The following is a 26,486-nucleotide window of genomic DNA, read 5'->3' on the forward strand; positions in this document are numbered from 1 at the left end:
TGACGCTTTAGAGTCAGGCGGCTAGCCGGTCTACCTCCCGGATGGCGAGGCCCAGGCTGGCGACGAGATCGTCCATCATCGCGTCGGTATGACGGGGGGTGGGCGTCAGCCGCAGACGTTCCTGGCCGCGCGATACGGTCGGGTAGTTTATGGGCGTCGCGTAATGCCCGTGATGCTCGAGTAGGAGGCGACTGATCTCTCGGCACCGCACGGCCTCCCCAATCGCCACCGGCACAATGTGGCTTGGAGACGGCAGCACCGGCAAGCGTGCCGCGGCGAGCTTGGACTTCATGGTCTCGGCACGCTCGAACAAAGCCGCGCGGCGTGGGGCGTCCTGCCGCAGGTGACGGATGCTGGCGAGTGAACCGCCGACAACGGCCGGCGGTAGCGAGGTGGTGAAGATAAAGGCGGGCGCCGTCGAGCGGAGGTAATCGACCACGACGGCATCCGCCGCGATATAGCCGCCATGACAGCCGAAGGCTTTGGCGAGCGTGCCCTCGACGACAGTCAGGCGATGCGCGACACCATCGCGTTCCGCGACACCGCCGCCCTGCGGGCCGTACATGCCGACGGCATGAACCTCGTCGAGATAGGTCAGCGCGCCGTAGCGATCCGCTAGATCGCAGATCGCAGCGACGGGCGCGATATCGGCATCCATCGAATAGACGGATTCGAAGGCGATGAGTTTAGGCGCCGCAGTGGGGGCCGCCGCGAGCAACTCGGCAAGATGGGCAAGATCGTTGTGGCGAAAGATATGGCAAATCGCGGAACTCATCTTGATGCCGGCGATCATCGAGGCGTGGTTCTTCGCGTCGGAAAATACGTGCCAGTCCGGCAGGCCGCGAAGAATGCCGCTCAGGCTCGCCTGATTCGAGACGAAGCCAGAGCTGAAGAGGAGAGCTGCCTCCTTGCCATGCAGCGAGGCGAGTTCAGTTTCCAGCGCGGTGTGCAGGCTGGAGGTGCCGCCAATGTTGCGGGTGCCCCCTGCCCCGGCGCCGGATGCCCTGACCGCAGCACAGGCGGCTTCCGTGACGATCGGATCGACGCCCATGGCGAGATAGTCGTTGGATGACCAGACGATAACATCCCGCCGCTGGCCATCGCGTTCCATCGCGTAGACCGGGAAGCGCGCGGCGTCCCGTTGGAGCGGAGTGAACTGCCGATAGCGGCCTTGCGCCCGAACATCGGCGAGATGCGATCGACAATGCGCGAGAAAGGCGTTCATCGGCGCTCCGGCGGAAAGCTGGGTCATCAGCCGCCCACCTCCGGCTTGCTGTCGAACTGCTTCAGATAGGCGATGATGTCGCGCCGCGCCACCGCATCATCCAGATGGACCGGCATCAGAGCGCCCGGCATCATCGCCTGAGGCCCGGCGATCCAGCGATCCAGAGTCTGCGTGTTCCACACCACGGAGGAGGCGGCCAGCACGGTGCTGTAGGGGTAACCCGGCATCTTCCCGGCGACGTGGCCGTAGATGGTGTCGAGCGGCGGTCCGGCGGCGTTGCGGCCTGTCTGGTGGCATTCGGCGCAGTTCTGCATGAAGAGTTTCTCGCCGGCTGCGGGGTCCGGCGGCGCGCCGACGAAGCGCGTGAGATCCTTGATGTCGTTGGCGTGGGTCGCACGGAAGAATGTGTAGGACAGTGTGATCTGATCGACATCCGAGGTGTCGTCGGCGGTCGCGATGCGCGGATCGACGAAGAAATCGACCGGCATCTCCACCGTCTGCCCGGCCTTCAGCAATTCCTGGGTAAAGCAGAAGCACTGAACCTTCTTGAAATAGAGCCCCGCCTTGTCCGGCGTCACGTTGAACAGCGCACGGCCGACGATGTCCTCCTTGGATAGATTAGTGGCGCGGAAGAAAACGAGCGCCTCCTGCCCGAGCTTGAGCTTCACGTGGTCCTGAACCGGCTCGAAGCGCCAGGGCAGACTGCTGGAGGTGGTGGTTGTGAAAAAGACCGTGACGGTCTTGTCGGAGATCTTCGAGTTGTTGCTGGTGACGCGCTGCGTGGTGCCATTATAGCCGGTGGCCTCGCAGAACAGCCGGTAGAGGGGCACCGAGAAGCCGACCAGCGTGATCATGATGGCGATCACGCCGCAGAGCCCGAGTAGTGTTGCGAGGCGACGCCGCATGCCGTCCGGCTCCTGATCCGTCTACCCGTCAGACCTGCCGCCCCGCCTGACGTCTTGTCCGGGCGGTGCATCGCGGCCAGCATGACTGCCTCAACAAAAGCCGCCTTCCAGACTCGCGAACGAACCCGGTCGCGACCCGCCGCAACTGTGCCGGAGACTAGGCCATGCCCGTGCGAGTGAAAACTGCCCACCGCCGCTGGGGTCCTATGAGCATTCGGGACAATCCTGTCGCGATCTGGCCATTGCGCATTGTCCTTGTGGTGATCGGCGTGGCGCTGTTGGCCGCCTCCGCCCATATCGCCCTGCCCTTCTGGCCGGTTCCGATGACGATGCAGAGCGGCGTCGTGCTGCTGCTTGGCGCCGCCTATGGTTCCGGTTTGGCCGAGGCGACGGTCGGCGCCTATTTGGTCGCGGGAGCCGTCGGTCTGCCGGTTTTGGCCACTGGGGCCGGGCTGGCCTATATGGCGGGACCAACGGTTGGTTACCTCATTGGCTTCCTGGCCGCCGCGAGCTTCATGGGCCAGTGCAGCGCGCAGGGAGTGATGCGCGGGTGGTTTGGCACGGTGCTGGCGTTCGCGGTCGGGGCCGCCATTATTTTCGGCTGCGGTATCGGCTGGCTGAGCTTGCTCATCGGCCCGCAGAAAGCGATCGCGGCCGGGCTGCTGCCGTTCCTGCCCTCAGAGGCGACGAAGCTGGTGATGGCGGTGCTGCTATACCGGGCAGGCGCGATGGTTCGGCCGGCATTCGCGTGAAGACGCGGATTCAACGCCCGCGCGTCGATCGGGGTGGTGATTTAGAATAATGAACCGCTGCGAATGGGGCGAACGATGGGTTTCGAACCCACGACATCCAAGACCACAACCTGGCGCTCTACCAACTGAGCTACGTCCGCCATCGCATCTTCCCCGCATCTTGGCGGGGCGGCTCCTTTAAAACGATCGCGCCGAGCCCGTCAACGCCGGCTCCGGCGCACCGGCCTCGGCGAATTCGGAGAAGTGACGGCGGAGGCGGCTGATCGCCTCGTCCAGCACCGCCGGACGCTTGCAGAAGGCGAAGCGGATATGATGGGCCGGCGCGCGATCCACATAGAAAGCGGAAAGCGGTATCGCCGCCACGCCAGCGACCTCGGTGAGGTGGCGGCAGAAGGCCGCATCGTCGCGAACCGGATCGAGCGCCGAATAGTCGGCGAGCACGAAGTAGCTGCCGCCGCTTGGGAGGGTGCGGAAGCCCAGGGACTCCAGCCCGTCCACAAGCAGGTCGCGTTGTGCCGCGAGGTCAGTGGCGAGACCCGCGAAATAGGCGTCGTCCTTGGCTAGTCCCACCGCGACAGCCCGCTGCAGGTTCGGCGGCGTGGTGAAGGTGAGGTTCTGGTGGGCGCGGGCGACGAGCCCGGTCAGCGCCGCTGGGCCACTCACGTAGCCCACCTTCCAGCCGGTTAGGCTGAAGGTCTTGCCGGCGCTGCCGATACGAAGGCAACGCTCCCGCATCCCCGGCAGCGTCATCAAAGGCTGGTGGCGGCGGCCGTCGAAGACCAGGTGCTCATAGACCTCGTCGCAAACCGCATAGGCGTCGTGGCGCTGCAGAAGGTCAGCGATGAAGCCGAGTTCCTCCTCGTCGAAGACCTTGCCGGTCGGATTCATCGGGGAGTTCAGCAGGATCGCCTTGGTGCGCGGACCGAAGGCGGCGGCTAGGGCCTCGCGCGGCAGCGACCAATGCGGCGGTTCCAAGCGCACCAGGCGCGGCACGGCGCCCAGCAGGCGGACGACTGGAAGATAAGTATCGTACAGCGGCTCGATGAGCACGACCTCGTCGCCGGGGTCGAGCAGCGCCATCAGGCAGGCGGTGATCGCCTCGGTGGCGCCTGAGGTTACGACCACCTCGCGGTCCGGGTCGAAGTCCAGGCCATAGAAGCGCTGGTTCGCGGCGGCGACCTGGCGGCGCAGCTCCGGGACGCCCGTGAGCGGCGGATACTGGTTGCGGCCGTCCCGGAGGGCCGCGGCGGCGGCATCGATGAGATCCGCCGGACCATCGGTGTCAGGGAAGCCCTGGCCGAGATTGATCGCCTGATGCGTCAGCGCGAGCGCCGACATCACCGTGAAGATCGTCGTCCCGCCCTGACCGAGCAATGTGTTCCCTGGCTTCACCTAACCCTCCAGCCGCAAGCCGCCATAGTGATGGGGGCTCTCGCGGAGAACAATCCCCACCGCTTGCCCAAGGACAAGGCAAGGTTTTGCAGGTCTGCCCAAATAGGTGGCGCTGGCGGTTTCCGACGCCAAGATTCCTTCGTTCGCAACCGGGGGGCCGCATTGCAGGCCGCATCGCAGCATGCGAAGACCCGAGGCGTCTGCCGTCTCCTCGGAGACATCGCATGACCGCAATGACAAGGTGGGGCGGCGTCCGGCCGCTCCCCGGCGAGGATACGATGAAAAAGATCGAAGCGGTTATTAAGCCCTTCAAGCTCGACGAAGTGAAGGAAGCGCTGCACGAAGTGGGGCTGCAGGGCATCACCGTGGTCGAGGCCAAGGGCTTCGGCCGCCAGAAAGGCCATACGGAACTCTATCGCGGCGCCGAATACGTGGTGGATTTCCTTCCTAAGGTGAAGATCGAGGTGGTCTGCGAGGATGCCCTGGCCGAGCGCGCGGTGGAGGCGATCATGAGCGCCGCGCGGACCGGCCGCATCGGCGACGGCAAGATATTCGTGAGTTCGGTCGAAGAGGTCATCCGCATCCGCACCGGGGAGCGTGGCGCGGACGCTGTCTGAACCGGCACAACCCTTCGGAGTGTCGCCTGCACCGGCAGTCGAGGCACCCTGTTAGCACTCTCTCTCCAGCATCAAGGATCCAAGAATGGCGAGCGACACCAAGGCGGCCGTCCAAAAAGTAATGGACATGATCAACGAGCACTCGGTCGAGTATGTTGATCTCCGCTTCACCGACATGCGCGGCAAATGGCAGCACACCGCCCAGCATGTCTCGACCATCGACGAGGATGCTTTCGCCGACGGCCTAATGTTCGACGGCTCCTCGATCGCCGGTTGGAAAGCGATCAACGAGAGCGACATGATCCTGATGCCGGATCCGGAAACCGCGGTGATGGATCCCTTCACCGCCAAGCCGCAGCTGATCCTGTTCTGCGACATCATCGAGCCCTCGACCGGCCAGGGCTATAGCCGCGACCCGCGCTCGACCGCCAAGAAGGTCGAGGCCTATGTGAAGGCGCAGGGTATCGGCGACACCATCGTGGTCGGCGCCGAGGCCGAGTTCTTCATCTTCGACAGCGTGAAGTTCGGCACCGGCGGCAATTTCGGCACCTACCAGGTCGAGAGCATCGAAGGCCCCGGCTCCTCGATGAAGGATTACCCCGAAGGCAATATGGGTCACCGGCCGGCCGTCAAGGGCGGCTACTTCCCAGTCGCCCCGGTCGATGGCGACGTCGATCTGCGCGCCGAGATGCTCTCGACCATGGGCGAGATGGGGCTGATCATCGAAAAGCACCATCACGAGGTGGCGCAGAGCCAGCACGAACTGGGCACACGCTTCACCACGCTGACGGCCATGGCCGACCAGATGCAGATCTACAAATATTGCGTCCACAACGTCGCCCATAGCTATGGCAAGACGGCGACCTTCATGCCGAAGCCGATCTATGGCGATAACGGCTCGGGCATGCATACCCACCAGTCGATCTGGAAGGACGGCAAGCCGCTATTCGCCGGCAACGGCTATGCCGACCTGTCCGAGATGTGCCTGTATTTCATCGGCGGCATCATCAAGCATGCCAAGGCGGTGAATGCTTTCACCAACCCCTCGACTAATAGCTACAAGCGCCTGATCCCCGGTTTCGAGGCACCCGTGTTGCTGGCCTACTCCGCCCGCAACCGCTCCGCCTCCTGCCGCATCCCCTATACGACCAGCCCCAAGGCCAAGCGCGTCGAAGTGCGTTTCCCTGATCCGACCGCGAACCCGTACCTCGCCTTCTCGGCAATCGCGATGGCCGGCCTCGACGGGATCAAGAACAAGATCCATCCGGGCGACGCCATGGACAAGGATCTCTACGACCTGCCGCCCGAGGAGCTGAAGGATATCCCGACGGTCTGCGGCAGCCTGCGCGAGGCGCTGCAATCCCTTGCCGCCGACCACGAGTTCCTGCTGCAGGGCGATGTCTTCGGCAAGGATATGATCGAGAGCTATATCGAGCTGAAGTGGAAAGAAGTGTACCGCTTCGAGCATACGCCGCATCCAGTCGAGTTCGAGATGTACTACTCCGCCTGACGAGACATTTCGCCTAGGCCGCGACAAATGAGGGGCTTCGGCCCCTCGTTTTGCGTTTGGCGTCGTTTTCGGTTGGGCGGTCTGATACTTCCTTGTTATTACGAAAACGCCGCATGAATTGAAAACGATGCAGCAATGAGCAGTAACAAATCCGTGTGCCTCGGGAGATCGAGACGACAACCTGGGCTCTCGTAATCCGAAATTAAGTTCCTTCCCGTAGACCATCAGGCATCAACCCATGGTCGGAGCGGAGGAACCTCGTTGGAAGTGATTAAAGGAGGAGGCTGCCGACCGCTAGGACATCGCGTGGGAGAGCAGGACAAATCTACCCATAAAGATGGAAACGTTTTCTATTTGCTTAGTCTTATACCGAACACGATGCTCCAGAAGGAAAAACCGCCGAGCAAAGTCGTGGCCGCGTCGAAGGAGTGCCAGACATCGTATGTGAAACCGAAGACAAAACCGTTACCAGCAAACATCGCGAAGCCATAGACGGATTCGATCGAGCGGGTTGCAGGCAGGACTAGATGTCGCTCACTGGCTGTCCGCCTCTCCCTGCGATCCGGAAGGCGACGAGACGTATAGCAAGCGGGTGTATCCGTTGGCGCCGGCCACCGCGCCTCTCACGTATTCCGCGAGACTATGTGGGCGGAACCGCTATCAGCCCGTGGCGCAACATCGTCTCCTTCATCTTCGCAACGTCGGGAGAGCCGCCTGCCAGAAGGGTCGCCATTTCGCGAAAATAGGCTGGGCCGAGAACACCTGGCGTGAGGATGCAGAGGCAACTCGCGGCCTCCTGCGTGTCGTTTCGGAAGCTGTGCACGACCCCACGCTTGACGAAGATGGATTGGCCCGGATTCAGTACGACATCCTGATCAGCCACGCGAAAGGTTATCGCGCCCGTAAACCCGCAGGCGACCTCGTCCCAGCTTTCGTGATAGTGGGGCACCGGCATGCGAGCATTTGGATGCACCGTCATTTCGAACACGTCGAGACTTCCCCCGGTGTCTTCCTTACTCTGAAGAAACCGCACATCTAGCCCGCCAATGCGAATTATCTCTGACATCTCTTTCTCTTTGCCCGCGGCTCGGTTGGGTCTTGCCTTGAGCGCAGAATGCCTGATTTCAGGCGAGTAAAACACCGAGCGCAAAGGGTCACTCCTGTTCAGCCATCACCCGGCACGGCGGGCATTGGTCGCTGGGCGCCGGTCGGCGCAGGCAATTGACCGGTTGGGAAGAACGATAGCCTATCGGGTTTGGATTCCTCACAAGGTGCGGAGACCCAGCAGATGCCGAACGCGCTCCTCGTCCCGCTCGCCATCGGCCTATCCATTGTCGGAACGGCGGCAGCCGCTGCCCAGTCCCAGGCGGCCGGAAACTTCGCCGGCCTCATCGATGTCGGCGGCGGTCGCAAGATGTATTTGGAATGCCGCGGGACCGGTTCGCCGACGGTTGTGCTGGTGGGCGGCCTCAAGGCTTCCGCCGGCGATTGGAACATCACCCGGGACAAGGCGCCGACGGTCTTCTCCGCAGTCGCCGATGTCACACGGGTTTGCGCCTATGACCGCCCAGGAACACCTGTCGGAGAGCAGCCGAGCCGCAGCGACCCGGTGCGGCAGCCGACGACGGCGGGGGACGCCGTGCGCGACTTGCATGCCCTGCTTGGCTCGGCGCACGAATCGGCGCCCTATGTGCTTGTAGGGCATTCCTATGGCGGGCTGGTCGCCAAGCTCTATGCGCAGACTTATCCGCGGGATGCCGCCGGCCTTGTGCTCGTCGATGCGCTCAGCGAAGGGCTTCAGGAGGCGGAGACACCGCGGCAATGGGCGACGCAACGCAAGCTAATGGAAGGCGACATAGCGGCGGGCCTGGCGCTCTATCCGGCGCTGGAAAGGATCGACCCGGACCTCAGCTTCGATCAGGTCCGGGCGGCGCCGCCGCTTAGCCTCCTACCGCTCATTGTGCTGTCCGCGGACCGGCCCTGGGGTCCGCAAGTCCCGGCGCTGATCGCCAATGGCACGTTGCCGGCGGATATCCCCCCCAATTTCGGCTACATCACGGATGCAGCACAGAAAAAGGCACAGGATCGTCTGGCCGCGCTGGTGCCGGGGGCCAGGCACATCACGCGCACGAAGAGCGGCCATGAGATCCAGAAGGAGCAGCCCGGCCTGGTAACGGATGCCGTCATCGATGTCGTCAACGCGGTCCGTGCCGGGAAGACGAGCCTGGCCGAATGACGATGAGCGGCTACGCCGTACCGGGCTTGCGGGAGGATGCGCCGCAAAGTATTCATCGCCCCCCGCCCGGCGCTTCACAGAGCCTGCGGCGCCAAAGGACGGCTGTCTGACAGGCGACTGAAACGACTGGCTTTTGGCCGGGTTAGCACAGTGGTAGTGCAGCGGTTTTGTAAACCGAAGGTCGCGGGTTCAAATCCTGCACCCGGCACCAGCGGCTCCGCAAGCGCCGAGGCGCCTTCCCCCTCCCCTCCTAACTCAAAGTGTTGAAAAGGCGGGCGATCCAGGAGATTTCGTAGACCAGACTTCCCGCCACGAAGATTTGGTGGAAGCGCCGGTTCGGCGTCCAGATCGCGATCGCGCAGAGCGCCAGATAGATCGGAACACGGAATAGATATTCCGTGGCGAAAACAGCGAAATGACCCGAGCCCTTGATTCGGCTGTCCACCACATCGAAGAGGATCGTGAGCGCGAAAATGCCGAAGAACCATTTTCGGCGCGAGATGAAGAAATCCTCGTAGCCGGAATATTCGCTGATCGAGTCCGGGAAGAGCAGCGTGCACAGTAGAAAAAGCAGAATCGCATAGCCGATGAGGAAGAGGTAGATCTCGAAGGTCCAGTGCTGGAGATCGATCAGCCGGAACTGCCACCACCAGAAATGTACGAGCGTCAGCAGCAGCATCAGCACCCAGCCGAGATGTACTGGATAGGCTTTGTATTGGCCGGGATGCTGCAGGAGGCGGGCGACGCCGGTGAGCAGCCGCGTGATGCTGAGGCCCAGCACAATGCCCAAGACAATGCGAACATGCTGGAAGATTTCGATGGTGTCCGGGGTGGCGTTCACCTGCGGCCTGCGCGTGTCACTGGAGCCGTTAGCCTATCGTTAGTGGCATCTCGGACATGGCGCAGGTTACGATGAACTCGCCACCTCTGGAGCTTCCCATGATCCGCGACCGATATCCAGCGGATAGTAAACGACAAGAGGCTCGGCGTCTTTTCCTGAAGATGACGACCGCGACCGGCGGCATTCTATTCGCCCAGGGCGCGGGCTTGTGTCCGGCGATAGCCGAGGCCTTGATTCCTCTTAGCTTGCGGGGGCTGGTTGCCAGTCCGCTAGTCGATAGCATGGATCCGCGCGGCCCCATGGGGAAGCCGATTGCGAGCGGCGCTGTCGGACTCAATGGGGATTTCGAGGCCGGCAAACGGCCCGACCTGTTGATCGAGATGCAAGCCAATGGCGGTGACTGGATCCAGTATGGCCTGGTTCACAACCGGCCCGATTGGTGTTCCGTAGGCTGGCGGATCTTTCGCTGGGGCATGAGCCACCAATTGCCGGATGGCAGCTTTCCCGAGGGCAAGCAGCCAGAATTCGGCACCGCCCTGTTCATCGAAGCCTTGGGACGGTCGCTTCTGCTCGCGAGAGAATTCGGCGACACATCGCATGAGCGGGAGTTCGTGCCGGGGGTCGCGAAAGCGGCGTGGTGGATTGGCGCGCATAATTTGGACAGCGATTGGGAGTTGGTCTTCGATCGGCAATTCGCTCATCGGTTCTGGCTTTATGCCGCGGCGCTCGGCGATGCGGGCAAGCTTACCGGGGATGCGCGGCTTCTCGCTATCTCGGGGCAATTCGCTCGGCGCGGAGTGCTCGCTCAGCGCGCGAATGGGGTCGATCCGGAGAAAGGTGGGTTCGATGTGGGTTATCAGGCCGCCGGACTCGTCTTCGCCGCGCGCTACTTGGTTGTGGCGGATAGCTTGGCGGGCCGTGCCGGGATCCTGCGCATGCTGAGGAAGGGGATCGGATGGCTCGCCTCCCGCGTCGAGGCGAATGGCGATGTCGATGGAACCGGCAGCACTCGAATCGGCATAGAGCATGATCGAAGCGGGCGCATCAAACAGGTGTTCTACGGTGTGTTGGTGGAGGCCTTCGGCAGCTACGCTTACGTCTCGGGTGATCACGGCTACGATGCGCTCGCGCTGAGAGTGCGGCGGAGCAAGGGTTTCCGCGATCACTTCGACCCAAGACTGGAGCGGAAGGTGTCGGCCTTGGGTGCGCCGTCGCAGTTGGGGAAGTGAACTCGTTGCGATCGGTTTTTGTGCCACTACCTTTGCAAAGCAGACCGGGGTTGGCACGGCCCACCAACGTCATCCTCCGCGAAGGCCGAGGATCCACGTCTTACTCACGGCGCGAAGGCAAGACCTGTATGCTCGGCCCCTGGTGGGGCGCCCTTCGCCGAGCATGAAGAGCGCCCGTCGGATCGGTCAATGTCCTAGCCGATTGGTATAAGTGCGATTAACGGCGACTCTCGATCTCCTGCATGGCGAAGCTCCAAAAGCCGTGTGGCTCTAGCGTGACGTATGTGAATGTCCATCCTTCGGAGCGTGCGAATTCGCACGCTGCCTGTATGACGCCATATACGTAGGGAGCGACGACATTGCCCACGCAGAAATCGTGCCCCGCAATTGTTCCGCCACTTTTAATTTTTTGCTTGCTTAGCCGAAGCTCCGCTAAAGTGAGCTTATACGAGTGATCTGTGTCAACATAGATCACGTCAAAAAACTGGTCGGGGTATTCGGCAAGTTTTTTCGTAGAGTAGCCTTGATTTATTACTACTCTGCCACCCTTGATTTCACTTGAAAGTCGTTGCCTCACGTGAACTAGACCACGCTCGTAACGCTCGCCCTCCCAAAGATCAATCAGGTGTAGTTTAGCCGGCTGACATCTCGCGAAAATTTGCTCACTAAAAGCGCCTGATGCAACGCCAATTTCGGCAATTATCGCATTCTGCTTCCACGTATCGAGAAGATGCAAGCGACTCGGAAGCACGCGACAATCTTGGGTATGAATCAGCTCCAGTGCTTTGCCGATGATTGATTTTCTGTAATCGTCGCGCCGTGCCGAGTCTGTGTCGTTTTTTTCCAACATTCTAACGCCTCTAAGTTTCGTTTGTTTAGGTAGGGCGTACTGGATGGCTTTTGATCTAATTTAGGAGAAGGTAGGCTTCAGAGAGAAGTTTTCTCGGCAAGTCCCAATTCTCAGCAAGTGCTACCGCCCTCTCTAGCTGGCTTATTGCTTCAGCCGGTTTCTTTAGTCCCAGGAATGCCTGCCCCAAACGAGCTCTTATGGCCGCTCGATAAGGATCATTTCTTCTGGCAATTTGCAAAAGTAACACTGCTGCGTCGAACTCTCTATCTCGAATATGCAGCATAGACCGCTCAAAAAGAGCGTCGTCGAATTCTGGGCGCAGAGCGATCGCTTGGTCGAAGTGGGACGAAGCCTTACTAAACTCGGATAGATCTCGATAATACTTTCCCATCAAGTTGTGACCATATGCCCAGTCATTCCTCAGACACAGCGCTTGCAGAACTTTCCAAATCTCGAAACTTTTCGATCTATGTAGCTGCGACATAATGTCAGAAACAATTTCAACTAGAGAGTTGTCGATCTCTTGTCGTAGGGAGATCTCCGGCACCACAAAATCGGCAAAGGAAGAGTCCGACGGCTCCTCTTCAAACACCAAATCGCTCAGAATCTTGTCAAGCGTTCCTCTGTATTTCATTAAGAGAGCCGGATTGTGACTCCCTGCTTCCATTGCGAGGATTCGAGTATTCTGGGAACCAGACAGGTGAAGGGCGTGAACCATGTCAATTGGAACGCCTTGCGAAACAATGATTGTTCGCTCTCCAGCCCTCACATTCGGTATTTTTCCTAGATCACCGAACTTACCAGGTTCAAATCGAAGAAAATCCTGCCTCCATCTGTCATCGCGTTCCATCGCCCTCAATTCGGCGGTAAGAAAAGATTGCGGTGCGAAGGCAATCGAGTGATCAGCCTCGATAAGATCTCCAAACATAAGGGAGCCGTATCCCCCAAGAGAACTCCCGAGGGTACACACCTTTTGAACCCCGAGTTCTTGGATCGTCACGCGGAGAAACTCGACAACTTGGTCTATTCCATCGAAGCCATCGGCTCCTAGCTGATACCAGCGGCGCGTCGTATCCTTTAGAAAGACTTTGTGGGCGTGTTTGTCAGCGAGTGCGCTCCTGAAATCCCACCTCCCCTCGTAAGATGCAAAAACAACAATCAGATTCGATGCGCCAGGGCAACGCTCTATCAGGATAGGTTGGTAATCCGATTCCGTAGACGCACCCAACGCAGTTCGCACTCCCACATCGCCTATCGTCCCGCTGACGAGGTGGCCTCTGGTGACCGCTCCTGTAGCGAGCGATTGCCGACGCCGCCCCGCCGATAAGGCAGATGCCCTTCTTATTTCTTTATCGTATTCATTTCAACTCAGCATCTTTCTATCGCATGCGACAGATTGCTTTGCTGAAAATGCAACGAAGATCCACCCGCGACGGCCGCTAGAGTCCGCAGTCGTCCAACGCGAGCCCCCCAAACGCAATGCGGATGTCCGACCGCTCGCGGATTCTGACGCAGCGTCCGGCGCGTCTTACAAATAATATTCCGCCAGCGGGGTGAAGCCGTTGAAGGATTGGGCGGCGTAGGTCGAGACATAGGCGCCCGCCGTCTCGATCTGGAGGCGGTCGCCGGCCTTGAGCGACAACGGCAGATGATAGCCGGCCTTCTCATACAGGATGTCGGCGCCGTCACAGGTCGGGCCCGCCAGGACCGCGCGGCCGGTTTCGCTGCCGTCGTGCTCTGTGGTCAGGCGGTAGCGGATAGCCTCGCCCTCCGTCTCGGCCAGGCCGCCGAAACGGCCGATATCGAGATAGACCCAGCGTGGCGCGCCCGGATCGGGGTCGCGCCGGCTCACCAGCACCACCTCGCTTGAGACCAGTCCCGCATCGCCGACGATCGCGCGCCCCGGCTCGATGCCAATCTCCGGCATCGCATGGCCGAAGTGGCGGGCGAGCGCCTGCATGATCGTCTCGCCAAAGCGGTCGAGGCCGGGCACCTCCTCACGGTAACGTACGGGCAGGCCGCCGCCGAGGTTGAGGAAGCCGAGGATCAGGCCCTGGGCCGCGAGCGTCTCGAAGACCAACGCCGCCTCGGCGATGGCGTCGGCATAGGCGCGCGGCTCGGTCTGCTGGCTGCCGACGTGGAAGGACACGCCATAGGGCACCAGCCCAAGGGTCGCGGCCAGCGGCAGCAGGCGGATCGCCTCCTCCGCCGAGGTGCCGAATTTGCGTGAGAGCGGCCAGTCGGCGCCGTCATTGGCAACCATCAGGCGGCAATAGACCCGGCTGCCGGGCGCGGCGCGGGCGATCTTGCGCAGTTCCTCCTCCGAGTCGAAGGCAAAGAGGGAGATGCCCAGGCGATGCGCCCGGAGGATGCTCGACGTCTTCTTCACGGTATGGCCGAAGCTGATGACGCCGGGGAGCGCGCCGGCGGCGAGGCAGGCCTCGATCTCCTCAATCCCCGCGGCGTCGAAGCCGCAGCCGAGGGCGGCCAGCCGCTCGAGGATCGGGCGTGCCGGATTGGCCTTCATGGCGTAGTAGACGCCCGCAGGGGGAACGGCGGCGCGAATCGCGCGGTAGTTATGCTCGACCCGATCGACGTCCAGCACCAGGCAAGGGGTTGCCGGCTGCTCGGAACGGATAAAACGGACGATCTTGGGCGTCATCGCCAAGGCCCCTGTGCTTTGCGCCCGCCGGGTAAAGGCGGCGGGCGAGGTTGCGAAACGGTCGAACGAACTAGCGTCGCTTTGCCAGAACGCTTGACGTCGTTGCGTGACCTGAGGGGCCAGAGGCACGTGCGTGGCTGCGTGGTCGGGGAGATAGACGGCTTGATCTTGCGTCGCAAGGCTCGAATCTTCACACCAGTCGCGCGAAGGGCATGCGATGGCTCGGCGCCGGGCGGGGATAGTGGATGCCGATCGTGAATGGCGCGCTGCGGCGCGAGATCGAGGGACAGCTGAAGACTCCGCGCGGCCGGGTGATCCGGCGGACGGCGGTCGCGATGATCTCGGACTACATGTCCCTCAACGCCGCCGGCTGCGCCTTCTATGCGACGCTCGCGCTATTCCCTGCGGTGACCATGCTGATCTCGATCTACGGCATGGCCTTCGACCCGGTGACGGTGGAACCGCAGCTTGCCTATCTCAAGCAGATCATGCCGGGGGCGGCCTACCAGCTATTATCGGACCGCGTGCACGAGCTTGTGAGCAACCGCAGCGGCACGCTGAGCGCGAGCCTTGTGATCAGTTTCCTGATCGCCTTCTGGTCGGCGGCCTCGGGCACTAAATCACTGATCTGGGCGCTGAATTTCGCCTATCGCCGCAAGGAGACGCGCGGCATGCTGCACTTCCAGGCGCTCGCGCTGGTGATGACCTTCGGCGCGGTTCTGGCGGCGGTGGCGGGGATTGGCGTGCTGGTGGGCTTACCCACCGCGTTCTCGGCTCTGGGCCTATCCAAATATACCGCCCAGCTCGCGCATCTTTGCGGCATCGCGGGGCTATTCGTGTTCGTGCTGCTGATCCTGGTGCTGTTCTACCGCATCGGGCCGGCGCCGCATCCCGATGGGGTCGGGCCGGTTTTGCCGGGCGCCTTCACGGCGGCGGTGCTGTGGCTGCTCGTGTCGGTGCTGTTCTCCTTCTACGTCAGCAACATCGCGAGCTATAGCGCGACCTATGGACCGCTCGGCGCGGCGGTCGGCGTCATGATGTGGTTCTATGTGAGCGCTTATGCGGTGCTATTCGGCGCGGAACTCAACGCGCAGATCGCCCAGGTCCGCGCGCCGGAAAAGCGTCGCCAGAGACGTGCGGCGGAGAGAAGCGCGGAGACGGATGCGCGCATCGAGGCGGCGATGGCGCGGCTGGCGCCAGGCAAAGCGAAGAAGGCGCTGGAGCGCAGGGAGTAGCGGCGCGTCGGACGAGAGGGAGGCCCCCGGAAACCGGCGGGTTTACCTCCAGGTGTTGGGAGCGACTCCCAACCGTCATCCTCGGCGAAGGCCGAGCATGACGGTAATGGGCCAGAGTCACCGCCAGTTGGCCTTTTACGCCTTGATCTTCCGCCGTGGCTTGGCCTTTGGCGGCTCCGCAGCGGCCTGCGATTTCAGCCGCACCACGCGCGGCATTATTGGACCGCAGCGGCCTTCGCGGAGGCGGTGGTCCCGGCCGACGAGTTCCAGCGCCGGATTGTAGTACGGATCCCCCTCGCGCAGCAGTGTGTTCCACTCGTCCCGCAACCGCTGGTCGTCCTTCGGGTGCTTCAGCGCCGAGCGCGCGATGCGCGTCACGGATTCATGGTGGTAGAGGATGGTGCGGCCATCATAGAGAATCTTGTAGCCCGCGCGGCCGATGCGCAGGCAGAGGTCGGTGTCGTTGAAACCGACGGCGAAGGTCTCGTCGAAGCCGGCAACCTCGGCGAATACGCTCGTCCGCATCATCATGCAGGCAGCGGTAACGGCTGAGAAATCGCGCAGCGCGGTCAGCGAGGCGTTGTAGCCAAGGGCGCGCTGCCCCTCCCCTTCCCAGACGTCATCGAAGCGCAGGGCGTGGTCGGCGAGGCCATTGATGCCGACCACAACCCCTGCATGCTGGACGCGCTTGTCCGGATACATGAGAAGGGCGCCAACGGCGCCGACCTCCGGTCGTGCGGCGATCGACCGCAGCCGTTGCAGCCAACCCGAGTCGATCGCCTCCACGTCGTTGTTCAGAAGCAGCACGAAGGCCGCGCCTTTGCCGTGCGTCCGCACCGCGAGGTTGTTCATGGCGGCGTAGTTGAAGGCGCCTTTGTAGGGCATGACGATGTGCCGCTCGGCGAGCTGTGCCAGGTAGCGCTTGGCGCGCGGCTCCTTGGACTGGTGGTCGATCACCACGAGCCGGTAAGCCTCTACCGGAACCGTGCGCTCGATCGATTCGACGCATTGGCGCAGCACATCGACGCCGTCCTTGGTCGGGATCACGATGAGCACCAGCCCGCCAGGATCCAGCCAGGCGACCTCGAACTGGTTGAATTCGGGCGCGGCGCTGGCGATCGCGGTCGGTTGAATGCGGTCGAGATGGCGCTGGATCGCCGCGGTGGTAGCTGCCATCACCTCGTCGCGCTTACCATGCCCGGTGCTGCCGCCATGGGTGCGCCAGCGATACAGCACGCGCGGCACATGGGCGACGGCGCTGGATTCCTCGATCACTCGCAGGACGAAATCGACATCGGCCGAGATCCGCAGCGAGTCGTCGAAACCGACGCGCTGCGCCACTTCGCGCCGCACCGCGACGAGATGCACGAAATAGGGATGCGACAGATAGTAGTCGTGGCTAAAGGCGGGCCGGGCACGCACGGCCAAAACTCTCGCGGAGTCCTCGCCGGTGATCGCCTCGTCGCTGTAGATCAGGTCTGCGTCGGTCTGCTTCGCCGTCATGACGAGTTGATAGACCGCGTCAGGTTCCAGCACGTCGTCGTGGTCCATCAGCGCGACGAACGGCAGCGTGGCAGCCGCGATGCCGAGGTTGGTGGCGCCAGCGACGCCAAGGTTGCGTGGCGAGCTGATGACGCGGATGCGGGGCTCGGTTAGCGCGAACCAGTTGAGCACGAAGGCAACTTGCGGCTCGGTCGAGGCGTCATCGACGCAGATCAATTCCCAGCGCTCGCACCATTGTGTGCAGACACTACGCAGTGCCTCGATGAGCCACTCGCGCTTAGTGTTGTGGATGGGCATGACGAGGCTGACGCCACCGCCCTCGGTGCGGCGCGCGACGAGCTTGCGCAGCCGGGCGAGCGCGGCAGGCGCGATGCCGCGATCCGGTGCGAGATAGGTTGCCTCGTTCGGGTTGAGACGGGGTTGCAGCGGGCCGCCGTTCAGGAATGTCGGCGTGCCCTCGACGCGAACGCGGATGTCCTTGCCGAGGAGACTGTGCAGGGGCTCGCTGAAGATGATTCGGAAGCCGCAGCGCTCGGTTGGCCAGCCCGCTTCCAACACATCGCGCCGCAGGCCATTGGCGGTCGCGCGACCGACGACGCGGTTCTCACAAAGCGCCTCGACCATGCAGGGCACGTCGGGTTGCGAGAGGTCCGTCACCCAGCCGCAGGCACTATCGCCATCGATCGTGTCGAAGAGGCCGCGGATCGTGGCCGAGACGCTAATCCTGAGCGGACTATTGACCAGGTTGATTCCTGTGTCCGCCAGAACGATTGAGATTTCTTCCCCGTCGGTGACGCTGCCGAAGGCGCCCGTCGGGAAATGGAAGCCACAATGCGTTGCCGCGACGCCGATGCTCGCGAGGTCTGGGCGCGGGTGGTCCGCCGTGACCGTCGCGAGGACGCGATCACCCACCTGAGCCGCGATTTGCAATCGTCGGTCGGGGTCATTGAGATCGGCGGCCCAACCGGTGAGCGCTTCCTGCGAGGCATGCTCGACATAGCCGACGAGGTTGACGTGCTGTTTGCCGATGGTGATGGCGGGATCGATCCGCCAGCCGCCGATTTCCAGAGTTACCGCGGCACCGCCGGGAACCGACGCAAAACTCCGCAGCGGGAGCACGACGCGGTAAAGCGCCCTGCCTTGATCGCCCGGCGCGGCTTCGGACCGAGCGATGCCGTCCACGGCTAGAACATTGTCGTCCGTCATGCCGCGAATTTGGAGCCGGGACAGCAGGCGGCTTGCCAGAGAGACCTCCAGCGACAGATTGCCACCGGCGACAACGACGGCCCGCTCGACCCGAGGGGCGATGATCGATGCGAGCCGCAGGGGCTCCGCGAGCAAGGGCGCACCCGTAGCGGCATCGCGAAAGTTGAGGAAACCGGGCAGCTTCTCTCCGGCGACCGGGATGCGCATCTCCGCGCCCGCGCGCTGCGGGGACAGAGTTGCGACGGGCTGCCCATCCAGCAGAGCCAGCATGCGTGGGGGCAGCCTCGTCTCGGGAGGCCATGTCAGCGTCAGGCACTCGGCCGCGCTTTGCACGACTGGCGCGTCGATGGGCTTTTCGCGCGTGGCGAGGCCCGGGGAAAGCGGTGTTGGCGGCAAGCGCGACCTCCGTCGGAACCCGTCTATCCCTCGCCCGCAGGCGATTGCGCAACCTCTCCCTTCGCCGCCGCGACGGCGCACGCCTGGCGGCTTAGCCAAGCTGCTGGACTAGGAAGATAATTTTGCCAGAGAAATGGATGAGGCGGATAAGGGCCTGGGATCAAAGACCGGCTCGGCGCTAGGCAAGGCGCACCACCGGAAGCTGGGCAAGCCGCGACTCGGGGGCCAGGTGACGCTCTTCCCTGCCCGAACGGGTTGAGAAGAGCGTCGGTGGCAGCGTGCAGCGTCAGCCGATGCGGTTGATGCGGCCGCTATGGGGATCGATGGCGAAACGCGCGATGACCCCGCCATCGCTCGTGGCATAGGCGAAGGCGATGGTGCCGTCGGCCTGGCCGGCGACATCCGTCACCTTCCAGTCGTGATTGCCTTTGGAGAGCAGGATCGCCTGAGCAAGGATCTGTACGTCAGCGACGCTGAGGTGCTTGTCGCGTTGCGGGTAGATCAGACCCCAGGTCACGATCTCATGATGGATACGTTGGATGAGGCCGCGCATCGGCGGCCGCATGCCCCCCGGCCCCATGCCGGGACCGCCGGGACCGCCGGGACCGACCCAGCTCGCGGGACCACCCGGAGCAGGCGGGGGCGGCGGTGCATCTTGGCCAGGCGCGCCGGCATCGGCAAGAAGCATGCCGACCGGTGTGCCGGAGGGCGAGCCCAGCCGCGCTTGTGGCACGGTGGGTGCGGCGGCTGCCGCCGGCGCGGCTGGCTCGGACGACTGAGCGCGAGCGGAGTAGCCTTCCAGTGTCGCGCCGCCCAGCGCGAGGGTAATAATGAGCGCAGTCCCGAAACGTCCCATGAAGGGCTCCTTTGTCTATCGACCAGGCAAAGCTGGCGCCGCTCGGTGTCGGCTTTCGGTCCTGAACGCGACAAATTGCAACAGTGCACGCCAGCTACTGCCAATCCTTAAGCCGCCGACCTATACCTGCAAGTCATGGAGACTCGCCCGCATCTATTAGTCGTGGACGACGATCGCGAAATTCGCGATCTGTTGACACGCTTTCTTGAGAAGAGCGGCTTTAGGATCACTGCGGTCAGAGACTCGCGGGAGGCCCGGCGGGCCTGGACCCGCGGCGCCTTTCACCTTGTCGTGCTCGACCTCATGCTCCCCGGCGAGAACGGCCTCGATCTGGCCCGCTGGCTGCGTGACCAGGAGGACGTGCCGATCGTCGTCCTCAGCGCGATGGGCGAGGAGACCGACCGCATCATCGGCCTGGAGCTGGGGGCTGACGACTATATCGCCAAGCCATTCAACCCGCGCGAACTCATGGCCCGGATCCGCGCCGTGATGCGCCGCGCGCACGACAGCGGCGAATCGCCGGCGCCAGGGGAGCGCGTCGCGCGCCCCGTGACATTCGCGGGATGGACTTTGGAGCCATCGCGGCGTCGGCTGCTGAACCCGGATGGCGTCGAGGTGCCGCTGACCGGCGGCGAATACGATCTCCTCATCGCAATGCTGGATCGCGCCAACCGCGTGCTCACCCGCGACATGCTGCTCGACCTGCTGCGTGGGCGGCAGGCGGGGCCCTTCGATCGCGCCATCGACGTCGCCATCAGCCGGTTGCGCCGCAAGCTCGACGACCAAGGACGTGGCGGGCAGATCATCAAGACGGTGCGTGGGGGCGGCTATGTCTTGGCGACGACGGTGGACCGGCTGTAACCATCTGCTGGTGACCGCGCAGACCAACGCCCGCCGCTCCCTACGTCTCTGGCCCCGCAGCCTCGCGGCGCGGACAGCGCTTGTCGTGATCCTCGGCCTTGTCGTCGTGCAGTGCCTGGGCCTCGGCATCCATACGCTCGACCGGAACGAGTTCGTCCGTGCCGCCGAGCTGCGCGGCCAGACCCTGCGGATCATGACGATCTATCGGGACCTGGTGGATGTGCCCGCTGAGGCCCGCCAGACCCGGCTGGCGAAGCTGGTGCTGCCGCGCAACTTCGCAGCCCTCGTGGCGCCCACTCCGGACACGAAGTCCAAGAGTGCCTTCCCGGCGCCCCCGTCGCTCCGCCGCAGCGTGCTGGTCAATATCGCCGGCTTCCCGTTGCCCCCCGAGTTCCGGCCACGGCGGATCCAGCTCATGGCGGATCCGGACCATCGGTTGCAGATCACCGCGCTGCAAATGCCGCATGGCACAGACTGGCTGATCGTCTCGAGCCCATTGCCGCGCCCTGATGCGCTGCAAGGGCCGGCCTTCCTCGCCGCCTTCCTCGTGATGACCGTGCTCGCGGCGCTGTTGACAATCTGGGCCGTTCGCCGCCTGACCGCTCCGGTTCGTACCCTCGCCGAAGCCGCCGAGCGCCTGGGGCGCGATGTCAATGCCCCGCCTTTGCCCGAGGATGGACCGCTCGAGGTCGCGGCCGCCGCTGCCGCCTTCAACACGATGGCGAGCCGCATCCGCCGCTTCATCGAGGACCGGACGTTGCTGCTGACGGCCATCGGTCACGACCTGCGGACACCGATCACCCGCATGCGGTTGCGCGCCGAGTTCATGGAAGACGACGAGCAGCGCGCGAAGATGCTGAATGACCTGGACGAGATGGAGGCCATGGTCTCCGCCACCCTCACCTTCGGGCGCAATGCGAGTTCCGCCGAACCGCTCTCGCCGGTCGATCTTCCCGAACTTATCCGCACCGTGCTCGACGAGGCGGGTGACGCGGCGCCCGAAACGATCGACCGGCTGAGTTACGAAGGGCCGGACCATCTGACCGCCCAGTTGCGCGGGCGTTCTTTCAAGCGGGTCCTCACCAATCTCGTCTCCAATGCTCTGAAATACGGCGACAGCGCGAAGGTCCGGCTGCTCCTGCCGAAGGAAGGCAGCGATATGCTGCGCGTCGAGGTTCTGGATACGGGCCCTGGGATCCCGCTCGATGACATGGAGCGGGTGATGCAGCCTTTCCAAAGGCTGGAAACGAGCCGCAATCGCGAGACTGGCGGCGTCGGCCTCGGGCTGACGATCGCAAGAGACATCAGCCGCGCCCATGGTGGCGACCTTGTGCTGGCCAACCGGGCGGAGGGCGGCGCACGGGTTACAGTCACCCTGCCGGCATGAGCCGCTCGGTTCTGGTCTATCGCGACGTCATCCTGCCAGCCTCCGAAACCGGTTTCATGCGCCGCCAGTATTGCGGCTTTACGAGGCTCCATCCCATTTGGATCGGCCGCCGCCTGACCGAATTTTCGAGCGGCTTGGATGCGCGGCGGCTGGGGGGTGAAGGCCCGCTCGGTGGCTTGCGGCGGCTTGCCTTCAAGGAGGCCGGGTTAGTGCCGGACCTGGCGGCCCTCGAAGCGTTGAAGCCGATGGCACTGCATGCACAGTTTGGGCGCGGGGGCGCCCTGGCTTTGCCGATCGTGCAGGCGCTTGGGATCCCACTTGTCGTCACTTTCCATGGTGGGGACGCACATAAGAACACCCATTACCGCCGCTTCCCGCCGGGAGTTTTCGCTCGCCGGCTGCCGCGGTTGATCGCGCAGACGCGGTTGTTCGTTTGTGTGTCGGAAAGCGTGCGAGTCCGGCTGATCGAGCGAGGCTTCCCGCGTGAGAAGCTGGTACTCCTGCCGGTCGGCACAGAGATCCCTGAGCCTCAACCGGAGGAGCCGCGCGACGGCGTGCTGTTCGTTGGCCGGTTCGTGGAGAAAAAGGGGCTCGGGACCTTGATCGCGGCACTTCACCTCCTGCGGGCGAAGGGGCAGGAGCCGGCGGCGGTCATTGTTGGTGACGGACCGGAAGCGGCGGTGCGACGCCGCGAGGCCGAGGGGTTGGCGCGCTTGAGCTTCGTTGGCTGGCAGCCCTCCGAGGAGGTCGCGCGTTTGATGCGCCGGGCGAGGGTTCTGGTTGCGCCAAGCCTACGCGCGAGCGGCGGCGACGCTGAGGGTTTACCGAGCGTCGCAGTGGAGGCGATGGCGCTGGGTCTGCCGGTTCTCGCGAGCGACGAGGCTGGTGTTGAGGGCGTCGTGCGGCCGGGTGAGACGGGCGAGATCGTTCCGGCGCGTGATCCGGCGGCGCTGGCGGAGGCAATCGCACACCTATTGGCCGAACCGCACACCCTCGCGGTGCTCGGCACGGCGGCGCGGCGGTTTGTCGTGCAACATCTGGATGCGCGGCGGCAGTCGGCGGCCTTAGAGGAGACGTTGCTTTCGCTCGCGTGAGCGGCGAGAGCCTACGGCAAGCCGACGCCACGGCCGCCCGCGCGGCGCTGCTGGATGACGACGGCGATCACGAGCAAGGCGCCCTGCGCGATATCCTGCCAGAAGGAATTCACGTTCAGGATGATCAAGCCGTTCTCAAGCACCCCGAGCAGGATCACCGCCAGGATCGTGCCGACGATGGTTCCTCGCCCGCCCTGCAATGAGACGCCGCCCAGCGCCGCCGCGGTGATCGACTGAAGTTCAAGTCCCTGGCTGCCGGAAGTCGGTTGCCCCGATCCGGTGCGCGCGGTCAGCAGAATGCCGGCCAGTGCCGCGACGACGCCCACAAGCATGTAGATGCCGATGATGTAGCGGTTGAGCGGAATTCCGGCGAGCCGCGCCGCCGTCGCATTGCCGCCGACAGCGTAGATGTTGCGGCCAATATCCGTGAAGTGGAGCATGAGCTGCACCAGCAGCGCCACGAGCAGCAGAATCCAGATGAGCGCGGGAATGCCGAGGATGTCGCCCCGCGCGAGGAACACGAACAAGTGGTTCATGCCCGTATAGCCCTGCGCCCGGCCATTGGAGACCAGGTTCGCCACGCCGCGATAGGCGGCGAAGGTCGCGAGCGTCGCGATCACCGCATTCACACGGCCATAGATGATGACAACGCCGTTGAGCAGCCCGGTGCAAAGACCCAGCACCAGCGCCGCCGCGATGCCGGCAAGCGCGCTGCCGGTCGACATGAAGACCATCGCGGAGACGACGGAGGTGAGCCCCGCTTGCGATCCCACGGAAATGTCGAGGCCGCCCAGCAGCATCACCACGGTCTGCACGACCGCGAGCACACCGACGATCGCAACGGTGGTTCCGATCGTCGCGATATTGCTGGCGTAGAAGAAGTTGCTGTTCTGCACGCCGATAAAGGCGACAAGAGCCGCGAGTGCCAGCAACAGGCTGACATTCTGCACGCCGATCGTCGCCAGGGCGCGGCGGAACGTGGAAGGATGTGACACGGCCGTCTCGGCTGCGGTCGCGGTCATGCAGCATCCTCCAGGATAGCGAGGCTCAGGATTTTCTCTTCGGTCGCTTCGTCGCGCGTGAGTTCGCCGCGCATGCGGCCGCCTTGCATCACGATGATGCGGTCGGCGAGGCCCAGCACCTCCGGCAATTCGGACGAGATCACCAGGATGGCGCTGCCCTCGGCGGCCAGCTTGTCGATGATGGCGTAGATATCAGCCTTGGCGCCAACATCGACGCCGCGCGTCGGTTCGTCGAGAATCAAAAGCTTGGCCTGCCGGGCCAGCCAGCGCGCCAGCACCGTCTTCTGCTGATTGCCCCCGGAGAGTGTTGAAACCTCCTGCTCGATCGTGGGCGTGCGTACGCGCAGCTCGGCGACGTAGCGGCGGGCGATACGGGATTCCTCGGCACGACTCACGATGTGGAATTTCTGCAACCGGCTGAGCACCGAAAGGCAAATATTGTCGCGCACCGAACGCTTCATGAGCAGCGCTTGCTGCTTGCGTTCCTCGGGCGCGAGGGCCAGGCCGGCGCGCACCGCGTCACGCGGCGAACGCAGATGAAGCGGCTTCTCCTCGACCTCGACACTGCCGGATAGGATGGGCGTGTCGCCTATGACGGCATGCGCGAGTTCCGTGCGTCCGGCGCCGACAAGACCAGCAAGCGCCACCACCTCCCCTGCCCTCACCTCGAAGCTTATGCCGGATACGTCCTCGGTGGTGACGTCACGCAGGCGCAGCACCGTGCGGCCGATCTGGCGGGGGCTGCGCGGGAAAAGCGCCGAGAGGTCGCGGCCGACCATCATGCGGACGAGCTCGCCATCATTGGTCTCCGCGGCGATACGCTCGCCGACGGAGGCGCCGTCGCGCAGCACGAGGATACGCGTGGCGACGCGGAAGATCTCCTTCATGCGATGCGAGACGTAGATCACGGCGATTCCTTCCACCGTGAGCTGGGTGATAAGGCGGAAGAGTGACTCCACCTCGTGATCCGACAAGGAGGAAGTCGGCTCGTCGAAAGCGATGATGCGGGCACCGCCCGTCAGCGCCCGCAGAATCTCGACGATCTGGCGCTGGGCTGGCGACAATGTGCGGCCAAGCTGTTCGGGGCGGATGACACCGGTGAAGCCGTACCGGGCGAGATCCTTCGCCACCTGCGCATAGAGGCCGGTGCGATCGAACAGGCGACCGCGACGCGGCAGGGCGCCGGCATAGACGTTTTCGGCGACGGAAACATCCGGGATGATCTCGGGTTCCTGCACCACCACGCGAACGCCGGACTCGCGCGCCGCATGGGGCGTTGCGAAAATGACGGTCTGGCCATCGACGGTGATGCTGCCTTCGTCGGGCTGATGCACACCGCTCATCAACCGCAGCAGCGTCGATTTGCCGGCACCGTTCTCGCCCATCAGTGCGAGCACCTCGCCGCGCCGCGCCGAGAGCGAGACGCCGCGCAACGCCTGCACGGCGCCAAAACGCTTGGCGACGTTTTCCATTTTGAGGACGACCGGATCAGTCATGGGACGCCTTTCTCTCGCGGCCCGCTGACCCACCCCCGGCCCCTCCCTTCCAGGGAGGGGTGAAGTCAGGCCGCGTGGCCCCCCTCCCTGCAAGGGAGGGGTTGGGGGGTGGGTTTACGACCCACCCCGCGCTCGCCCGCCCTAGCTGCAGCTACCCATGACGCTCTTCCAGTTGCCGGGCGTCACGATCGTCGTCGTCGCGATGGTCTTCGGGGGCAGCGGCGTCTTGTTGCGGATCGAATCCACCAGAACCTTCAGCGCCGCGCTGCCGACATCATGGCCGCTAATGAACAGCGCCGCCTTGTTGCCGGTCGGCTGACCCGCCTGCCAATCCTTGCAGGTGAGATAGCCGCCCAGGCCAACACCGACGATGCCATCGGCCGGAATGCCGGCATTGGCGAGGGCTGTCACGGCACCGGTCTCGCTCTCATCGTTGCAGCCCCAGACGACCCAATGCTTGATCTGCGGATTGGCGGTGACGACGGCCGCCGTGCGGTTCTGCGCGTCCACCACCGAATTGTCGGTGCCGATCTTGATAATCGTCGGCACAGTTCCTGCCGCCGCGAGGAAGCCGGCTTCCTCGCCCTTCTCCCGATCCGCGCAGACGGAAAGCTGCTGCTCATAGGGCGCGGCGACGCGGGTGGTGTCTGCGGTCCAGCCAAGCTGCTTGTAGATATCGCCCGCCGCCTCGCCGACCTTATAGCCCATCTGGTAGCCATCGAAGCCGACGAAAGCCGCGAATTGCCCAGTGCCGCTCTTGATCGGATCATCGGTCGAGACAATCGGAATATTGGCGGTCGTCGCCATGTCGATGACCTGCGGCCCGATCTGCTGATCCGGCACCACGATGGCGATGCCGTTCACTTTCTGGCCGACCATCACGTTCATCGCGCTGATGGCGGCATTGGCATCCATCTGCACGTTGACGACATCGACCTTCACATTGCCCAGCGCTTTGGCCTCGTCTTTGGCGCCCTGGGCCTCATCGACGAAATACTGCTGGTCGCCCTGTTTCTGAATGTAAGCGATCGTCAGCGGCGCATCATCGGCCGCGCGGGCGGCCGAAAACGCCGTCATGCCGCCGGCAAAAACGACGGCGGCGCAGGCGGTGGCGAGAAGTGTCGTGCGTGATTTCATTGTCCGTCCCTTCGCCCTTTGTTGATCGGTGCGGCGCCCGGGCGGCAGCTCCGCAGACTTCCCGCCGGGGATCG

22 protein-coding genes and 2 tRNA genes are annotated in these 26,486 nt (G+C 63.6%); 10 read left to right on the forward strand and 14 right to left on the reverse strand.

The window, feature by feature from the left end; genetic code table 11:
- Positions 1–13: 13 nt before the first annotated feature.
- Together hemA and GSQ92_RS04940 are read right to left on the reverse strand one after the other, a co-directional pair.
- Positions 14–1,252: a 5-aminolevulinate synthase gene (hemA, locus tag GSQ92_RS04935; RefSeq protein WP_371418536.1), complete on the reverse strand. Its 1,239-nt coding sequence runs from the start codon at positions 1,250–1,252 to the stop codon at positions 14–16.
- Positions 1,252–2,130: a cytochrome c oxidase assembly protein gene (locus tag GSQ92_RS04940; protein WP_158802305.1), complete on the reverse strand. Its 879-nt coding sequence runs from the start codon at positions 2,128–2,130 to the stop codon at positions 1,252–1,254. Before GSQ92_RS04940 ends, hemA begins: the two co-directional genes overlap by 1 nt.
- A gap of 164 nt (positions 2,131–2,294) precedes the next feature.
- On the opposite strand from GSQ92_RS04940, the gene GSQ92_RS04945 reads away from it, so the two are divergent.
- The gene (locus GSQ92_RS04945; RefSeq protein ID WP_216849969.1) at positions 2,295–2,882 is read left to right on the forward strand and encodes a biotin transporter BioY; all 588 of its coding nucleotides are present in this window, start codon (positions 2,295–2,297) and stop codon (positions 2,880–2,882) included.
- A gap of 64 nt (positions 2,883–2,946) precedes the next feature.
- Here GSQ92_RS04945 and GSQ92_RS04950 read toward each other — a convergent pair.
- Together GSQ92_RS04950 and GSQ92_RS04955 are read right to left on the reverse strand one after the other, a co-directional pair.
- A tRNA-His gene (locus GSQ92_RS04950) sits at positions 2,947–3,022 on the reverse strand.
- A 37-nt stretch (positions 3,023–3,059) separates the two neighbouring features.
- Positions 3,060–4,274 carry an aminotransferase gene (locus GSQ92_RS04955; RefSeq protein ID WP_158802306.1) on the reverse strand — a complete coding sequence of 405 codons (1,215 nt, stop codon included), beginning with the start codon at positions 4,272–4,274 and terminating at the stop codon, positions 3,060–3,062.
- A gap of 278 nt (positions 4,275–4,552) precedes the next feature.
- Between GSQ92_RS04955 and GSQ92_RS04960 the strand changes: the two genes are divergently transcribed.
- Entirely contained in the window at positions 4,553–4,891 is a 339-nt protein-coding gene (locus GSQ92_RS04960; RefSeq protein ID WP_158802423.1) for a P-II family nitrogen regulator, read from the forward strand.
- A gap of 85 nt (positions 4,892–4,976) precedes the next feature.
- A complete protein-coding gene (glnA, locus tag GSQ92_RS04965; RefSeq protein WP_158802307.1) occupies positions 4,977–6,401 on the forward strand; it encodes a type I glutamate--ammonia ligase in 1,425 nt (474 codons plus the stop codon).
- 640 nt (positions 6,402–7,041) lie between these two features.
- Here the strand turns inward: glnA and GSQ92_RS04970 are convergent.
- Positions 7,042–7,467 (reverse strand): cupin domain-containing protein, encoded by a 426-nt coding sequence (locus tag GSQ92_RS04970; RefSeq protein WP_158802308.1) that lies wholly within the window; start codon positions 7,465–7,467, stop codon positions 7,042–7,044.
- Positions 7,468–7,689: 222 nt separating this feature from the next.
- Between GSQ92_RS04970 and GSQ92_RS04975 the strand changes: the two genes are divergently transcribed.
- Both GSQ92_RS04975 and GSQ92_RS04980 read left to right on the forward strand, forming a co-directional pair.
- On the forward strand, positions 7,690–8,637 hold the full coding sequence (locus GSQ92_RS04975; RefSeq protein WP_159013101.1) for an alpha/beta fold hydrolase: 948 nt from the start codon (positions 7,690–7,692) through the stop codon (positions 8,635–8,637).
- Between the two features lie 136 nt (positions 8,638–8,773).
- Positions 8,774–8,848 (forward strand) — tRNA-Thr (locus GSQ92_RS04980).
- 39 nt (positions 8,849–8,887) lie between these two features.
- On the opposite strand, the gene GSQ92_RS04985 is transcribed toward GSQ92_RS04980, so the two are convergent.
- Positions 8,888–9,478 (reverse strand): hypothetical protein, encoded by a 591-nt coding sequence (locus GSQ92_RS04985; RefSeq protein WP_158802310.1) that lies wholly within the window; start codon positions 9,476–9,478, stop codon positions 8,888–8,890.
- 98 nt (positions 9,479–9,576) lie between these two features.
- Here GSQ92_RS04985 and GSQ92_RS04990 point away from each other — a divergent pair, with 98 nt between their 5' ends.
- On the forward strand, positions 9,577–10,707 hold the full coding sequence (locus tag GSQ92_RS04990; RefSeq protein WP_158802311.1) for a hypothetical protein: 1,131 nt from the start codon (positions 9,577–9,579) through the stop codon (positions 10,705–10,707).
- A 217-nt stretch (positions 10,708–10,924) separates the two neighbouring features.
- On the opposite strand, the gene GSQ92_RS04995 is transcribed toward GSQ92_RS04990, so the two are convergent.
- From GSQ92_RS04995 to GSQ92_RS05005, 3 genes are all read right to left on the reverse strand, one after another.
- Positions 10,925–11,557, reverse strand: coding sequence for a class I SAM-dependent methyltransferase (locus tag GSQ92_RS04995; protein ID WP_216856745.1), 633 nt, complete (start codon positions 11,555–11,557; stop codon positions 10,925–10,927).
- 55 nt (positions 11,558–11,612) lie between these two features.
- Positions 11,613–12,785 (reverse strand): tetratricopeptide repeat protein, encoded by a 1,173-nt coding sequence (locus GSQ92_RS05000; protein WP_158802312.1) that lies wholly within the window; start codon positions 12,783–12,785, stop codon positions 11,613–11,615.
- Between the two features lie 300 nt (positions 12,786–13,085).
- The gene (locus GSQ92_RS05005; RefSeq protein ID WP_158802425.1) at positions 13,086–14,219 is read right to left on the reverse strand and encodes a type III PLP-dependent enzyme; all 1,134 of its coding nucleotides are present in this window, start codon (positions 14,217–14,219) and stop codon (positions 13,086–13,088) included.
- A gap of 245 nt (positions 14,220–14,464) precedes the next feature.
- Here GSQ92_RS05005 and GSQ92_RS05010 point away from each other — a divergent pair, with 245 nt between their 5' ends.
- Positions 14,465–15,454 (forward strand): YihY/virulence factor BrkB family protein, encoded by a 990-nt coding sequence (locus GSQ92_RS05010; RefSeq protein ID WP_158802313.1) that lies wholly within the window; start codon positions 14,465–14,467, stop codon positions 15,452–15,454.
- Positions 15,455–15,589: 135 nt separating this feature from the next.
- Here GSQ92_RS05010 and GSQ92_RS05015 read toward each other — a convergent pair whose 3' ends face one another.
- Positions 15,590–18,559 (reverse strand): glycosyltransferase family 2 protein, encoded by a 2,970-nt coding sequence (locus GSQ92_RS05015; protein WP_158802314.1) that lies wholly within the window; start codon positions 18,557–18,559, stop codon positions 15,590–15,592.
- 286 nt (positions 18,560–18,845) lie between these two features.
- Positions 18,846–19,415 (reverse strand): hypothetical protein, encoded by a 570-nt coding sequence (locus GSQ92_RS05020; RefSeq protein ID WP_158802315.1) that lies wholly within the window; start codon positions 19,413–19,415, stop codon positions 18,846–18,848.
- Between the two features lie 135 nt (positions 19,416–19,550).
- Here GSQ92_RS05020 and GSQ92_RS05025 point away from each other — a divergent pair, with 135 nt between their 5' ends.
- From GSQ92_RS05025 to GSQ92_RS05035, 3 genes are read left to right on the forward strand one after another with little or no spacing between them, the layout of a single operon-like run.
- Positions 19,551–20,276: a response regulator gene (locus GSQ92_RS05025; protein WP_158802316.1), complete on the forward strand. Its 726-nt coding sequence runs from the start codon at positions 19,551–19,553 to the stop codon at positions 20,274–20,276.
- 10 nt (positions 20,277–20,286) lie between these two features.
- Entirely contained in the window at positions 20,287–21,663 is a 1,377-nt protein-coding gene (locus GSQ92_RS05030; protein WP_254065557.1) for an ATP-binding protein, read from the forward strand.
- A complete protein-coding gene (locus tag GSQ92_RS05035) occupies positions 21,660–22,757 on the forward strand; it encodes a glycosyltransferase (RefSeq protein WP_158802318.1) in 1,098 nt (365 codons plus the stop codon). The genes GSQ92_RS05030 and GSQ92_RS05035 overlap by 4 nt, the downstream gene beginning before the upstream one ends.
- Positions 22,758–22,768: 11 nt before the next feature.
- Here the strand turns inward: GSQ92_RS05035 and GSQ92_RS05040 are convergent, their stop codons facing one another.
- The 3 genes from GSQ92_RS05040 to GSQ92_RS05050 form a co-directional block, all read right to left on the reverse strand.
- On the reverse strand, positions 22,769–23,779 hold the full coding sequence (locus GSQ92_RS05040) for an ABC transporter permease (RefSeq protein WP_158802319.1): 1,011 nt from the start codon (positions 23,777–23,779) through the stop codon (positions 22,769–22,771).
- Positions 23,776–25,275, reverse strand: a complete 1,500-nt coding sequence (locus GSQ92_RS05045) for a sugar ABC transporter ATP-binding protein (RefSeq protein ID WP_158802320.1) — start codon at positions 25,273–25,275, stop codon at positions 23,776–23,778. Before GSQ92_RS05045 ends, GSQ92_RS05040 begins: the two co-directional genes overlap by 4 nt.
- A 141-nt stretch (positions 25,276–25,416) precedes the next feature.
- A complete protein-coding gene (locus GSQ92_RS05050) occupies positions 25,417–26,412 on the reverse strand; it encodes a substrate-binding domain-containing protein (RefSeq protein ID WP_158802321.1) in 996 nt (331 codons plus the stop codon).
- Positions 26,413–26,486 lie beyond the last annotated feature (74 nt).

This window comes from Acidisoma sp. S159 (assembly GCF_009766125.1).
Classification (GTDB): domain Bacteria; phylum Pseudomonadota; class Alphaproteobacteria; order Acetobacterales; family Acetobacteraceae; genus Acidisoma.